This window comes from Streptomyces sp. NPDC002776 (assembly GCF_053592195.1).
Window position 1 is genome coordinate 135394 of record NZ_JBSFVG010000001.1, and the last position, 15097, is coordinate 150490.

Here is a 15097-nt window from a genome sequence, read left to right on the forward strand (position 1 = left end):
ACGAGCCTATCGGCCCGCACCGACATCCTTGCTGGGCGGTTCGTCACATGACGGGTCCTCGGTCAGCAGCCGCTCCAGCGCGGCCCGGTCCGGCAGACCCTCGGGACGGACGATCTCGCCGCCGCGCACGTACAGGAACGCGGCGCTGACCGATTCCAGCGGCACCCCCTGCTGCTCCGCCCAGGCCACCCGGTACACGGCCAGCTGGAGCGGGTCGGCGTCGCGGCCGCGGTTGGTCTTCCAGTCGACGATCTCGTACGTCGCCCGCTCGCCGTCGCCCTCCTTGTACACGGCGTCGATCCGCCCGCGCACGACGCGGCCGGCGAGGGCGAGCTGGAAGGGGGCCTCGACCCGGTACGGAGTGCGCTGGGCGTACTCGGTGCGCTCGAAGGCCTCCTTGAGCGCCTCCAGGTCCCGCTCGTCGGCGATCTCGGCCTCGGCGCCGGGCAGCTCCTCCGGCTCCAGCATGGGCAGGGTCAGCTCTTCGAAGCGGGCCTCGACCCACGCGTGGAAGCGGGTGCCGCGGCGCGCCGCGGGTTGCGGCGGGCGGGGCATGGGGCGGGCCAGTTCCTGGGCGAGGCCGTCCGGGTCTGCGGCCAGCCGCAGCACCTGGGAGGCGGTCAGGGAGGCCGGCAGGGGTACGTCGGTGACGGCCTCCCGCGCGCGCAGGAGCTCTCCGGTGAGGGCGTCCAGGTCACGGTCCCAGGAGGCGACGGTGCGGGCCTCCTCCGGAGTGAGGCGGCTAGGGGTCGGCTCCGGGGTGAGGCGGGTGCGGGCCTCCTCCGAGGCCAGGCGGGTGTGGGTCGGCTCCGGCTCGGGGGGTGGCGCCTGGCGGGGGACGGTGGGGCGGTCCGCGGGCCAGGAGTCCCAGTCGGCGGGGTCGGCCGGGAACGGGTCCTCGTCGGGGAGGTCGTAGGGGTCCTCGGCGGGAGGGCCGTACGGATCCTCGGCGGGGTGGCCGTAGGGGTCCTCGTCGTCCGGCGGTGGGGGCCAGTCCGGGTCGTGCGCGGTGCCGGGGTGGTCGTCGTCGTGGGAGGCGAGGTGCGCGAGGACCGTCTCGGCGGCCGCCCTGCGCCGGGCCAGCGCCGCTTCGTCCAGGGGCAGCGGCCACACCTGGTCGGCGCCGGCCGTGTGCAGCGCCGGGTTCTCCTCGTCCTCGGCGGGTTCGTCCGCCCACACCTCGATCTCGCCGTACCCGGCCGCGCAGTGGTCGTGGAGGTCCTGGAGGAAGGCGGAAGGGCCGCGGGGCTTCTTCTGGCTGGGGCCCCACCAGTGGCCGGAGCCGAGGAGCAGGGAGCGGGGGCGGGTGAACGTGACGTAGCCGAGGCGGAGTTCCTCGGTGTGCTGGTGCTCCTTCATCGCCTCGTGGAAGGCTTTCAGGCCGCGTGAATCCCAGGAGTCGACGTCGGGCAGGGTGTCGGCGTCCCCGCGCAGGGCGTGCGGCAGCACCTTGCCCTGAGAGGTCCACTTCTCGCGCCCCTGGGTGCTCGGGAAGGTGCCGGTGACCAGGCCGGGGACGGCGACGACGTCCCATTCGAGGCCCTTGGACCTGTGCGCGGTGAGCACCTTGACGGTGTTCTCGCCGCCCGGGAGGGCGTTGTCGAGGCCCTTCTCGTACTGGGCGGCGGTGCGCAGGAAGCCGAGGAAGGCCAGCAGGCTGGCCTCGCCGTCGCCCGCGGCGAAGGAGGCGGCGATGTCCAGGAAGTTCGACAGGGTCTCACGGCGGCGAGCGGCCAGGGCGTGTGGGGAGGCCGACATCTCGACCTCCAGGCCGGTGACGGCGAGGACGCGGTGCAGGACGTCCATAAGCGGGTCCGCCAGCGACCGGCGCAGGTCGCGCAGTTCGGTGGCCAGGCGCGCGAACCGCACGCGCGCGTCCGGCGAGAAGGGCAGCCCGTCGTCGTCGCCGGCACTGTCGAAGGGCGTCTCCACGAACGTGTCCAAGGCGTCCGCGAGCGATATCACCTCGGCGGGGTCGACCCCCTCGACGGCCTCGGCGAGCCGGCGGTCCGGGTCGTCGTCGCCGTCCACGCGTGCGTGGGACACCAATCGGCGCGCCCGGCGCCCGAGGAGGGCGAGGTCGCGGGGGCCGATGCGCCAGCGCGGGCCGGTCAGTACCCGGACCAGGGAGGCGTTGGCGCCGGGGTCCTGCAGCACCTCGCAGACGGCGACCAGGTCGGCGATCTCGGGCAGATGCAGCAGCCCGGACAGGCCGACCACCTCGACAGGGACGTCCCGGGCCACCAGCGCGCCCTGGATCTCGGCGAAGTCGGTGGCCGTACGGCACAGGACGGCGATCTCGCCGGGCGCCTTGCCGGTGTTCACCAGGTGGGCGACGGAGTCGGCGATCCAGTCGATCTCCTCGGCGTGGGTGCGCAGCAGCGCGCAGCGCACCGTGCCGTCGCGTTCGGCGCCCGGGGCCGGGCGGAGCGCCTCCACGCCCGCGTGCATGGCGCGCAGGGGTTCGGCGAGGCCGTTGGCGAGGTCCAGGAGGCGGCCGCCGCTGCGGCGGTTCTCGCTGAGGGCCTGGCGGGTGGCGGGGCGGCCGTCGGCGTGCGCGAAGTGCTCGGGGAAGTCGTCCAGGTTGGCCACGGAGGCACCGCGCCAGCCGTAGATCGCCTGGCAGGGGTCGCCCACGGCGGTGACCGGGTGGCCGGTGCCGCCGCCGAACAGGCCGGCCAGCAGGATCCGCTGGGCGACCGAGGTGTCCTGGTACTCGTCGAGGAGGACCACGCGGAACTCGTCGCGCAGCACGCGGCCCACCTCGGGGATCCGGGCCAGCTGTGCCGACAGGGCGATCTGGTCGCCGAAGTCGAGCAGGTCGCGTTCGCGCTTGGCGGCGCGGTAACGGACCACCAGGTCGGCCAGTTCGCGGCGCGCGGCGGCCGTCTCGGGGACCTTGCGCAGATCGGCGTTGGTGAGCTTGACGCCGTGCAGGGTGAGCAGCAGCTCGGCGTCGTGGGCGCGCAGCGCCTCGGGGCGTACCAGGTGCTCGGCGAGTTCGGCGTCGAGCGCGAGGAGGTCGCTCACGAGGTCGGCGAAGGAGCGGGTCAGCGCCGGGTAGGGGCCCGGGGCCTCGCGCAGCACCCGCGCGGCGAGCTGGTAGCGGGTGGCGTCGGCGAGCAGGCGGGAGGTCGGTTCGAGCCCGATGCGCAGGCCGTGGTCGGTGAGCAGGCGGCCCGCGAAGGCATGGTACGTCGAGATCACCGGCTCGCCCGGCGGGTCGTCCGGGTCGATGACGTCGGGGTCGGTGACGCCCGCCCTGATCAGGGCCTTGCGGACGCGCTCGGCGAGCTCACCGGCGGCCTTGTTGGTGAACGTCAGGCCGAGCACCTGCTCGGGGGCCACCTGACCGGTGCCGACCAGCCACACCACGCGCGCGGCCATCACCGTGGTCTTGCCCGACCCGGCTCCGGCCACGATCACCTGCGGGGCGGGCGGCGCGGTGATGCAGACCGTCTGCTCCGGGGTGAAGGGGATGCCGAGGAGCTCTTTGAGCTGCCCGGGGTCGGTGATACGTGGTGGCACCTCAGAGAGGCTAGCGGCGGCCACTGACAGTCGAGGCCGAATCGGCTGCCGTGAGCGGCGCAGCGCAGGTCAGCACGTGGGGTGCCGTCCGTCACTCGACCACGTGCCGCCCCTCGGGGCGCGCGCTGCACGAGGCGCGGAACGCGCAGTGCGTGCAGTGCTGGCCCGCGGTCGGCGTGAACCGTTCGTCCAGGACCTTGCCGGCGGCGGTGGCCAGCAGCTCGCCGACCCACTCCCCCTCCAGCGGCTCCTGGGCCTGCACCTTGGGCAGGGTCTCGCCGCCGTCCCGCTTCGCCGCGCCCTGCCGCAGATGGACGAGCTCGGCACCGCCCGCCTCCGGGCGCACCCCGTCGAAGGCCTCGTCCACGGCGCCCTCGCGGACGGCGAGCTGATAGACGGCGAGCTGCGGGTGCCGGGCCACCTCGGCCGAGCTCGGCGCCTGCTTGCCGGTCTTGAAGTCGACGACATAGGCGCGGCCGTCGCCGTCGGCCTCGACGCGGTCCATCTGGCCGCGGATGCGGACCTCGTACTCGCCCGCTTCGAGGGTGACGTCGAAGTCGTGCTCGCTGGTGACGGGGGTACGGCCGGTGCGGTCCGTGACATGCCACTGCAGGAAGCGTTCGAGCGCCACGCGCGCGTGTTCCTTCTCCTGCGCCGACTTCCACGGGGCGTCGAAGGCGAGGGCGTTCCACACGGAGTCCAGCCGCTCCATGAGCACGGCGAGATCGGCCGGGGTGTGCCCGGAGGCGACCTCGTCGGCGAGGACGTGCACGACGTTGCCGAAGCCCTGGGCGACGGTGGCGGGCGCGTCGGCCTTCACCTCGCGGCCCAGGAACCACTGGAGGGAGCAGGTGTTGGCGAGCTGGTCGAGGGCGCTGCCGGAGAGCACCACGGGCTGGTCGCGGTCGCGCAGCGGCACCTTGCTCTCGGTGGGCTCGAACATGCCCCACCAGCGGTAGGGGTGCGCGGAGGGCACCAGCGGGCGGCCGTCCTCGTCGGCGAGCGCGGCGAGCCGGGCCAGGCGGCGGGCGGCGGCCTCCCTGAGGGTGTCGGACACCCGCGGGTCGACGGTCGTGGCGCGCAGCTCGGCGACCAGCGCCGCGACCGACAGGGGGCGCCGCGGGCGTCCGGTGACGTCCTTGGGTTCGACGCCGAGTTCGGTCAGGAAGCGGGAGGGCTGGTCGCCGTCGTCCGCGGGGGCCTTCACCGCGGTGACGACAAGGCGCTCGCGCGCGCGCGTGGCGGCCACGTAGAACAGCCGGCGCTCCTCGGCGAGCAGCGCTCCGGGGGTGAGCGGTTCGGCGAGTCCGTCCCGCCCGATCCGGTCGGCCTCCAGCAGGGAGCCACGGCGGCGCAGGTCGGGCCACAGGCCCTCCTGGACGCCCGCGACGACGACCAGCCGCCATTCCAGGCCCTTGGAGCGGTGGGCGGTCATCAGGCGTACGGCGTCGGGGCGCAGGGCGCGCCGGGTGAGGGTGTCGGCGGCGATGTCCTCGGCCTCGATCTCCTCCAGGAAGTTCAGGGCGCCACGGCCGCCGGTGCGCTCCTCGGAGCGGGCCGCGGTCGCGAACAGCGCGCACACGGCGTCCAGGTCGCGGTCGGCATTGCGTCCGGCGGCTCCCCCGCGCCGCGCGGCCCGTTCCAGGCGCCCGGGCCACGGGGTGCCCTCCCACAGGTCCCACAGCGCCTCCTCGGCCGTACCGCCGCCCGCGAGGCGCTCCCGGGCCTTGCGCAGCAGCGCGCCGAGCCGCTGCGCACCGCGCGCGTACGCCGGGTCGTGCGCGACCAGCCGCTCCGGTTCGGCCAGCGCCCGGGCGAGGAGTTCGTCCGAGGGCGGCGGCAGCGCCACCCCGGCCGCGCGCTCCTCGTCCCGCAGGGCGCGGCCGAGACGGCGCAGGTCGGCCGCGTCCATACCGGCGAGGGGGGAGGCGAGGAGGGTGAGGGCGGTCTCGGTGCCGAGCCAGCAGGGGGCCGAGTCCTCCTCGACAGAGTCGGAATCCCCGTCCGCCTCCTGCCCGCTCCCCCGGTTCCCCGCCTCCGCCTCCGCCACCGCCCGCAGTGCCGTCAACAAGGGCGCCACCGCCGGTTCGTGGCGCAGGGCGAGGTTGTCGCCGTCGATGTCCAGGGGGACGCCGGCGGAGGTGAGGGCACGGCGGACCGTCGGGATCGTGCGGGAGCCGGCGCGCACCAGGACGGCCATCTCGCGCCACGGAACGCCGTCCTCCAGATGTGCCCTGCGCAGGATGTCGGCGATGTTGTCCAGCTCCGTGCCGGGTGTGGGGTACGTGTACACCTCGACGCCGCCCCCGTCGCGGACCGGCGCGAGGTCGCGGTGGGCGCGGACCTTCTCGGCGGGCAGCCGGGTCAGCGGCATCCGCTGGGTGAGCAGCCGGGTCGCGGCGAGCAGCCCCCCGCCGGAGCGCCGGGAGGTGCGCAGCACCGCGACCGGCGCCGGACGGCCGTCCGCGCGCGGGAAGGCGTGCGGGAACTCCAGGATGCCGTTCACATCGGCGCCCCGGAACGCGTAGATCGACTGGTCGGGGTCGCCGAAGGCGACCAGGGTGCGACCGCCGCCGGCGAGCGCGTGCAGCAGCCGTACCTGGGACGGGTCGGTGTCCTGGTACTCGTCGACGAACACCGCGTCGTACTGCTCGGCGAGCTGCCGGCCGACCTCGGGACGCTGGGCGAGGAGCACCGCGCGGTGGACGAGTTCGGCGTAGTCCAGGACGCCCTGGAGGTCGAGGACGTCGAGGTACTCGGCGAGGAAGGCGGCCGCCGCCCGCCAGTCGGGTCGGCCGATACTGCGGGCGAAGGCGTCCAGCGCGTCGGGGCCGAGGCCCAGTTCACGGCTGCGGGCGAGGACCGCCCGGACCTCGTCGGCGAAGCCGCGGGTGGTCAGGCAGGCGCGCAGTTCGTCCGGCCAGCGCACAGGGGCGAGCCCGAGCCGCTCCAGGTCCGGCTGGCCCGCGAGCAGCTCGCGCACGGCCACGTCCTGCTCGGGACCGGACAGCAGCCGCAGCGGCTCCACGAACAGTTCGCTGTCCTGGTGGGCGCGGACCAGGGCGTAGCAGAACGAGTGGAAGGTGGTCGCCCGGGGCGCTCGTGCGGCACCGGTGCGCAGCGCCATACGGTCCCGCAGTTCCACGGCCGCCTTGCGGCTGAACGTCAGCACCAGCATCCGCGCGGGGTCCGTGCCCCGGGTGATCCGCTCGGCCACGGACTCGACCAGCGTCGTGGTCTTTCCGGTGCCCGGACCTGCGAGGACGAGCAGTGGGCCGGTGCCGTGGTCAACCACGGAGCGCTGTGCGGCGTCCAGACGAGGGGGGTCCATCCTGGCCGGCGGGGTACGGATCAGTCGGTAAGCGCCACGACTCCCCTGCCGCGCCTGGGGGTGCGGCAGTCGCCTGGTGGAGAAAGAGGAGCTCACGTGGTTCGCCGGTCCTGGTGGGTGTGCTGGTGGGCTGGCCATCGCGCGTGGAGGGCGGTGACGGCGGGATGAGGGGGACGTGTGCAGCCGACGCTACGCCGAGGGATCCGGCGGAAGCAGGGCTTCCGATTCATCCCTCGGGGCGCTCGCGTCACCCGCGCCCCTCGACTCACGAACGTACGTCATGCCACGGACGTGCCCCTGTTCCCCCGTACGGATCACGGGTCACACGAGGGCCCGTCCGATGGCGGAAGCTGTCAGGTGTGACCTTCCGCGCGTTCGCCGCCGTCCCATCGCGCCCGTCTCATGTCGAGGCGCGGCAGGTGTCCCTCGGTGGTCCGGCCGGCCTCCTTCAGCGGCGTGCTCTCGGCCCGGTAGTGGCCGAGCGCCCGCAGTTCGTGCCCGGGGAGCAGGGCACCGTCCGCGCGGACGACACGCCACCACGGAACGGCTCCGCCGTACAGGGCCATCACCCGGCCGACCTGTCTCGGGCCGCCCTCCTGGAGCCACTCGGCGACGTCCCCGTACGTCATGACGCGCCCCGGCGGAATCAGTTCGGCCACCTCGAGGACCCGCTCGGCGTACTCGGGCAGCGTGTCCGCGTACTCCGGGCGGGCGTCCTCCGGAAGGCTCTCCTCGCTCATCCGCCCCATCCTGCCCCACCCCACCGACAATGTGACGGGCCCGCGACGGTGCGTGGCCCTCGCTCCGCGGCGGCGCTTCCGGCAGACTGTGCGCCCCCGCATCTGCACCCTGACGCCCCCATGTGTCGGTGGGGCATGCCACCATCGTGCGGGCGGTGACCGTTGATACGAGATCAAGAAGAGTCGATGAAGCAGCAGGGTGTGCACCCTGAGGATGCGGAGAGCACCTCTGAGGCTTCGTCGCGCCCGGACACCGCCGACGCCAGGAAGGGCGCCGCCACGAACGACGCCGAAGGGCCCGCCGCGCACGACGAGGTGCACGCCGACGAGGTGGAGGGCGACGAACCGCTGCTCCCCGCGCGCGTGCACCGCCCCTCCGACCTCATGCGGCTGCTGGTGGGCGTCCTCGCGGTGGCCGTGCTGATCGCCATCGCCGCGTTCGCGCACGGCACCACCTCGGGGCTCGAACAGGACATCAGCAAGGGCACCGGACAGGCGCCCGACCTGCTTATCAAGATCGCGGGACTGGCCTCCAGCATCGCGATCCTGCTGGTGCCGGTGGCCTTCGCGATCGAACGGCTGATCAAGCGCGACGGGCTGCGGATCGCCGACGGCGTGCTCGCCGCGGTCCTCGCGCACGGTGTGACGCTCGCCACCGACCTCTGGGTCGCCCAGGCCGCCCCCGACTCGATCCAGGAGGCGCTCACCCAGCCCTCCCCCGGCGACCTCAACGCCCTCACCGACCCGGTGCACGGCTATCTGGCCCCGGTCATCGCGTACATGACCGCGGTCGGCATGTCCCGCCGGCCGCGGTGGCGCGCGGTGCTGTGGATCGTGCTGCTGCTGGACGCCTTCTCGATGCTCGTCACCGGGTACACCACCCCGTTCTCGATCATCCTCACGGTGCTGATCGGCTGGAGCGTGGCCTACGGCACGCTGTACGCGGTCGGCTCGCCCAACGTCCGTCCCACCGGCCGGACGCTGATGGCGGGCCTGCGGACCGTCGGCTTCCATCCCGTGAGCGCGGCCCGGGACGAGACCGCGGACCACAGCGACAGCGGCGACCGCGGCCGACGGTACTTCGTCACCCTGGAGGACGGCCCGCCGCTGGACGTCACGGTCGTCGACCGTGAACAGCAGGCACAGGGCTTCTTCTACCGCGTGTGGCGCAATCTGACGCTGCGCGGCTTCGCCACCCGCCGCAGCCTGCAGTCGCTGCGCCAGGCGCTGGAGCAGGAGGCGCTGCTCGCCTACGCGGCCATCGCGGCCGGTGCGAACGCGCCCAAGCTGATCGCGACCTCCGAGCTCGGCCCCGACGCGGTGATGCTGGTCTACGAGCACAGCGGCGGACGCACCCTGGACTCCCTCGCCGACGAGGAGATCACCGACGACCTCCTGCGCAACACCTGGCACCAGGTACAGGCGCTGCAGTCCCGGCGCATCGCGCACCGCAGGCTCGCGGGTGACGCGATTCTGGTGGATCGTTCCGGCACGGTGATCCTCACCGATCTGCGCGGCGGTGAGATCGCGGCCGGCGAGCTGCTGCTACGCATGGACATCGCCCAGCTCGTGACCACGCTCGGCCTCCGGGTGGGCGCCGAACGCGCCGTCGCCTCGGCGGTCGGCGTCCTCGGCCCCGACGCCGTGGCCGACTGCCTGCCGATGCTCCAGCCCATCGCGCTGACGCGCTCCACGCGCGCGACGCTGCGCAGGCTCGCCCGGGAGCGGGCGGAGCGCGAGCGCGAGGCCGTCCTGGAGGCCTCCCGGCAGGCCAAGCACGCGCGCGTGGAAGCCGCCGCCGAGGAAGCCGGGCCCGTCATCCTGGAGAAGGCCCCCAAGAAGGCCGTACGCGCTCAGGAGCGGGCCGAGAAGCGGGCCATCGGCGAGGCCATCGAGGAAGCGCGCGAAGAGGACCTGCTCACCCAGATCCGGCACGAGGTACTGCGGATCAGGCCACAGGCCCCGGTCGAGCCGGCCCGGCTGGAACGGGTCCGGCCGCGCACCCTGATCAGCTTCATCGCCGGTGCCATCGCCGCGTACTTCCTGCTGACGCAGCTCACCCACATCGAGTTCGGTCCGCTCGTCGCCAACGCCGAATGGGGCTGGGTCGCCGCGGCCGTGCTGTTCTCCGCGGCCAGCTACTTCGCGGCGGCGATGGCGCTGCTCGGGTTCGTGCCGGAGCGGGTGCCGTTCATCCGCACGGTGGGGGCGCAGGTCGCCGGATCCTTCGTGAAGATCGTCGCGCCGGCCGCGGTCGGCGGGGTCGCCCTCAACACCCGGTTCCTGCAACGCGCGGGCGTGCGGCCGGGGCTGGCGGTGGCGAGTGTGGGCGCGTCGCAGTTGTTCGGGCTCGGCTGCCACATCCTGATGCTGCTGTCCTTCGGCTATCTGACCGGTACGGAGAAGACACCGTCGCTGTCGCCGTCCCGGACGGTCATCGCGGGGCTGCTGACCGTCGCGGTGCTGGTGCTCGTGGTGACCTCGGTGCCGTTCCTGCGGAAATTCGTCGTCACGCGCGTGCGGTCGCTTTTCGCGGGCGTGGTGCCGCGCATGCTCGATGTGCTCCAGCGGCCCCAGAAGCTGATCACGGGCATCGGCGGGATGCTGCTGCTGACGGCGTGCTTCGTGATGTGCCTGGACGCCTCGATCCGCGCGTTCGGCAACGAGCAGACGTCCATCAGCATCGCCAGCGTCGCCGTGGTCTTCCTGGCGGGCAACGCGCTCGGCTCCGCCGCCCCGACGCCGGGCGGTGTGGGAGCGGTCGAGGCGACCCTGACGGTCGGCCTGATCGCCGTCGGCCTGCCCAGCGAGGTCGCCGCCCCCTCAGTGCTGCTGTTCCGGCTGCTCACCCTGTGGCTGCCCGTCCTGCCGGGCTGGCTCGCCTTCAACCACCTCACCCGCAAGGGCGCGCTCTAGCACGCCCCCTGCCCCCGTACCTCGTACCTCGTACGGACCGTGCCCCGAGCGTCCCGTCGTGCGCGACCGCAGGATGGGATCATGCCGAACCCCTCCCGCCTGCGGGCCGCCGTCCTGACCGCCTCCGCCGTGCTGCTGTCCTCGCTGCTGGCGGGATGCGGGGACGACTCCACGGACGAGGATCTGACGGCCCAGAAGCTGAGCTGGAAGGACTGCCCGGCCCCCTCCCGGGCGGAAGGCGGCGGCGCCGCCCCCTCTCCGCTGCCCAACGGCGACGAGTGGCAGTGCGCCACCCTGAAGGCCCCTCTGGACTGGGACGAGCCCTCGGGCGACACGATCGGTCTCGCGCTGATCCGCGCGGAGACCAGCGGCGACAAGGGAAAGCGCATCGGCTCGCTGCTGTTCAACTTCGGCGGGCCCGGCGGCTCGGGCGTCACCACCCTGCCCGCCTTCGGCCAGGACTACGCGAAACTGCGCACCCGGTACGACCTGGTCAGCTTCGACCCGCGCGGGGTCGGCCGCAGCGCCCCCGTGCGATGCCAGGACGACCAGCAGCTCGACGCCTACTTCCAGCAGGACGGCACCCCGGACGACGCCGCGGAGCGCACCGAGCTGCTGGACAACACCAAGGAGTTCAACGCGGCCTGCGAGAAGAACTCCGAGAAGATGCTGCCGCGGGTGCGCACCACCGACGCCGCCCGCGACCTGGACCTGATGCGCCAGGTCCTCGGCGACGCCAAGCTGCACTACTTCGGCATCTCCTACGGCACCGAACTCGGCGGCGTGTACGCGCACCTGTTCCCCAAGCGCGTCGGCCGTGCCGTCTTCGACGCGGTCGTCGACCCGACGCAGAACCCAGAGCAGGGCTCGCTGGGCCAGGCCAAGGGGTTTCAGCTGGCGCTCGACAACTTCGCCGAGGACTGCACCTCGAAGGTCGAGGACTGCCCGATCGGGGACAGCGCGCAGGACGTGAAGGACCGCATCGCCAAGCTGCTGGCGGACCTCGACGCAAAGCCGCTGCCGGGCATCTTCCCGCGCGACCTGACCCAGACCGCCGCGACCAACGGCATCGCGCAGGCGCTGTACTCACCGGACTTCTGGGAGTACCTCACCGAGGGACTGCAACAGGCGTACGACGGTGACGGCCGGATCCTGATGCTGCTGTCCGACTCGATGAACGGCCGCAGCGAGAACAGCGAGTACAGCAACATCACCGCGGCCAACGTGTCCATCAACTGCGCCGACGACAAGCCGCGCTACACCGCCGAGTACGTGCGGTCGAAGCTGCCCGAGTTCCGCGCCGCCTCCGAGCTGTTCGGCGACTTCCTGGCCTGGGGCATGGTCTCCTGCATCGACTGGGCCGTGGCCGGTGCCGCCGACCACCCCGACGTGAGCGCGCCGGGGTCGGCGCCGATCCTCGTGGTGGGCAACACCGGCGACCCGGCCACGCCGTACGAGGGGGCACGGAAGATGGTGCGGGCGCTCGGCCCGGGCGTGGGTGTCGAGCTGACGTACAAGGGTCAGGGGCACGGCGCCTACGACTCCAAGAACAAGTGTGTGCAGAGCGCGGTGGACGGCTACCTGCTGGACGGAAAGGTGCCCGCGACCGGGACCGTCTGCTCCTGAAACCACCACCCGCCCTGCACAAACTCGCAGGTCAGAAGGTTATCCACAGGCTGAAGCGGGTTTGGGGCACTCCGCCTACTATGGCTTGACCGCCATCCGCCGCACGGTGCGGACGGCCTGCGAGGGGGGTAGTGCACATGGCGCGTTTCGTACGGTGGGCGGCGCTGACCGCCGCCACCGCGCTCCTGGTCACGGGCTGCAGCTCGGGGAGCGACGGGGACAGCGACAGCAAGGGCGAGGAGACCGGCAGCACGACACCGTCGGCTCCTTCCTCCGGCTCCGCGGCGCCGCTGCCGGCCTCCCTGACCTCCCAGAAGCTGGACTGGGAGGAGTGCGAGGCCACCGAGGACTCGGCGGCGCCGGGCGGCGACTGGCGGTGCGCGACGCTCGAGGTGCCGCTGGACTGGGCCGAGCCGGAGGGGGAGACGATCGGGGTCGACCTGATCCGCTCCAAGGCGACCGGGGACGACCGCATCGGCTCGCTGCTGTTCAACTTCGGCGGGCCCGGCGGCTCCGGCATCTCGATGATGCCGTACTACAGCTCGACCGTGCCCACGCTGCACAAGCGCTACGACCTGGTGAGCTTCGACCCGCGCGGGGTCGCCGCCAGCGAGGGGGTGCGCTGCCGCGGTGACAAGGAGATCCAGGCCGCCGAGGCGCTGGACGCCACTCCGGACACCGCGGCCGAGGAGAGGGCGTACCTGAAGGACGCCGCCGACTTCGGCAAGGGCTGCGCCAAGTCGGCCGGGAAGCTGATGTCCCATGTGTCGACCACCGACACCGCCCGCGACATGGACCTGATGCGCCAGGTCCTCGGCGACGCCGAGCTGCACTACTTCGGCATCTCCTACGGCACCGAACTCGGCGGTGTCTACGCCCACTTGTTCCCGGAGAACGTGGGGCGGCTGGTCCTCGACGCCGTGGTCGACCCGAGCGCCGACACCGTGGACCACGCCAAGAACCAGGCCCGGGGCTTCCAGCGGGCGCTGAACAACTACCTGAAGTCCACCAGGCAGGACCCCGAGGAGGGCTCGCGGAAGATCGCGGATCTGCTGGAGCGGATCGACGCGAACCCGCTGCCTACGTCGTCGAAGCGGAAGCTGACCCAGACGCTGGCCGTCACCGGCATCGTGCTGCCGCTGTACGACGAGTCCTACTGGCCGACGCTGACCAGCGCACTGGAAGCCGCGGAGGCAGGCGACGGCTCGGAGCTGCTGACGCTCGCCGACAGCTACAACGAGCGGGACGCCTCGGGGAGCTACGGCACGACGACCCACTCGCAGCGGGTCATATCGTGCTTGGACGCCAAGCAGCGGCCGACCGTCGCACAGACGAAGAAGCTGCTGCCCGAGTTCGAGAAGATCTCGCCCGTGTTCGGGACGTTCCTTGGCTGGGACACGGCCGGCTGGTGCCACGAGTGGCCGGTGCCCGGACAGCACGACGACCCGGAGGTGAGTGCGCCGGGTGCGGAGCCTGTCCTGGTGATCGGCAACACCGGCGACCCGGCGACCCCGTACGAGGGCGCCCGGAAGATGGCGGACGAACTCGGCGAGGGTGTCGGCGTGGTGCTCACCTGGAAGGGCGAGGGCCACGGTGCCTACGGCAGCGGCAGCGACTGCGTCGACTCCACGGTGGACGGCTACCTGCTGTCGGGCACCGTCCCGAAGGACGGCAAGGTCTGCTCATGACGACGGCGGGGGCCCCGGACACCCTGGGCGTCCGGAGCCCCCGCCGTGACGGAGAAGGAAGGTCAGTAGACCGGCTTCTCCGGTTCGATCTGGTTGACCCAGCCGATCACGCCGCCGCCGACGTGGACCGCGTCGGAGAAGCCCGCGGACTTCAGGACCGCGAGGACTTCCGCACTGCGGACACCCGTCTTGCAGTGCAGGACGATCTTCTTGTCCTGCGGGAGGCCCTCAAGGGCGGTGCCCATGAGGAACTCGTTCTTCGGGATCAGCTTGGCGCCCGGGATGGAGACGATCTCGTACTCGTTGATCTCGCGGACGTCGATGATCTCGATGTTCTCGCCGTCGTCGATCCACTCCTTGAGCTGCTTGGGAGTGATCGTCGAGCCGGCGGCCGCTTCCTGGGCCTCCTCGGAGACGACGCCGCAGAAGGCCTCGTAGTCGATCAGCTCGGTGACGGTCGGGTTCTCGCCGCAGATCGCGCAGTCGGGGTCCTTGCGGACCTTCACCTGGCGGTACTGCATCTCCAGGGCGTCGTAGATCATCAGCCGGCCGACCAGCGGCTCACCGGTGCCGGTGAGGACCTTGATGGCCTCGGTGACCTGGATGGAGCCGATGGACGCGCACAGCACGCCCAGCACGCCGCCCTCGGCGCAGGAGGGGACCATGCCCGGCGGCGGGGGCTCCGGGTAGAGGCAGCGGTAGCAGGGGCCGTGCTCGGACCAGAACACCGAGGCCTGACCGTCGAACCGGTAGATCGAGCCCCATACGTACGGCTTGTTCAGCAGCACGCAGGCGTCGTTCACCAGGTAACGGGTGGCGAAGTTGTCGGTGCCGTCGACGATGAGGTCGTACTGGCTGAAGATGTCCATCACGTTGTCGGCCTCGAGCCGCTCCTCGTGAAGGACCACGTTCACGTACGGGTTGATGCCCAGCACGGAATCGCGCGCGGACTCGGCCTTGGAGCGGCCGATGTCCGCCTGGCTGTGGATGATCTGGCGCTGCAGGTTCGACTCGTCGACCTCGTCGAACTCCACGATGCCGAGGGTGCCGACGCCCGCGGCGGCCAGGTACATCAGCGCCGGCGAGCCCAGGCCGCCGGCGCCCACACAGAGCACCTTGGCGTTCTTCAGCCGCTTCTGCCCGTCCATGCCCACGTCGGGAATGATCAGGTGGCGGGAGTACCTGCGGACCTCGTCTACGGTGAGCTCAGGAGCTGGCTCGACCAGGGGTGGCAGCGACACGGGGGCTCCGTTGGTCGGTTCATCACT

At 72.4% G+C, this 15097-nt stretch carries 7 protein-coding genes; 3 read left to right on the plus strand and 4 right to left on the minus strand.

Going from position 1 to position 15097, the window contains the following annotated elements; translation table 11 throughout:
* Positions 1–6: 6 nt before the first annotated feature.
* From ACWD11_RS00660 to ACWD11_RS00670, 3 genes are all read right to left on the minus strand, one after another.
* The gene (locus ACWD11_RS00660) at positions 7–3528 is read right to left on the minus strand and encodes a UvrD-helicase domain-containing protein (RefSeq protein WP_451280456.1); all 3522 of its coding nucleotides are present in this window, start codon (positions 3526–3528) and stop codon (positions 7–9) included.
* A 91-nt stretch (positions 3529–3619) separates the two neighbouring features.
* Positions 3620–6955 (minus strand): ATP-dependent helicase, encoded by a 3336-nt coding sequence (locus tag ACWD11_RS00665; RefSeq protein WP_451280458.1) that lies wholly within the window; start codon positions 6953–6955, stop codon positions 3620–3622.
* A 257-nt stretch (positions 6956–7212) separates the two neighbouring features.
* Positions 7213–7599 (minus strand): MGMT family protein, encoded by a 387-nt coding sequence (locus ACWD11_RS00670; RefSeq protein WP_389415053.1) that lies wholly within the window; start codon positions 7597–7599, stop codon positions 7213–7215.
* A gap of 186 nt (positions 7600–7785) precedes the next feature.
* On the opposite strand from ACWD11_RS00670, the gene ACWD11_RS00675 reads away from it, so the two are divergent.
* The 3 genes from ACWD11_RS00675 (at position 7786) to ACWD11_RS00685 (ending at position 13829) form a co-directional block, all read left to right on the plus strand.
* Positions 7786–10515 carry a lysylphosphatidylglycerol synthase transmembrane domain-containing protein gene (locus tag ACWD11_RS00675; protein ID WP_451280460.1) on the plus strand — a complete coding sequence of 910 codons (2730 nt, stop codon included), beginning with the start codon at positions 7786–7788 and terminating at the stop codon, positions 10513–10515.
* Between the two features lie 81 nt (positions 10516–10596).
* The gene (locus ACWD11_RS00680) at positions 10597–12141 is read left to right on the plus strand and encodes an alpha/beta hydrolase (protein ID WP_451280462.1); all 1545 of its coding nucleotides are present in this window, start codon (positions 10597–10599) and stop codon (positions 12139–12141) included.
* A 137-nt stretch (positions 12142–12278) separates the two neighbouring features.
* Complete coding sequence (locus ACWD11_RS00685; protein ID WP_389415056.1) at positions 12279–13829, plus strand: alpha/beta hydrolase; 1551 nt, start codon at positions 12279–12281, stop codon at positions 13827–13829.
* A gap of 62 nt (positions 13830–13891) precedes the next feature.
* On the opposite strand, the gene moeZ is transcribed toward ACWD11_RS00685, so the two are convergent.
* Positions 13892–15070 (minus strand): adenylyltransferase/sulfurtransferase MoeZ, encoded by a 1179-nt coding sequence (gene moeZ / locus ACWD11_RS00690; RefSeq protein WP_389415057.1) that lies wholly within the window; start codon positions 15068–15070, stop codon positions 13892–13894.
* Positions 15071–15097 lie beyond the last annotated feature (27 nt).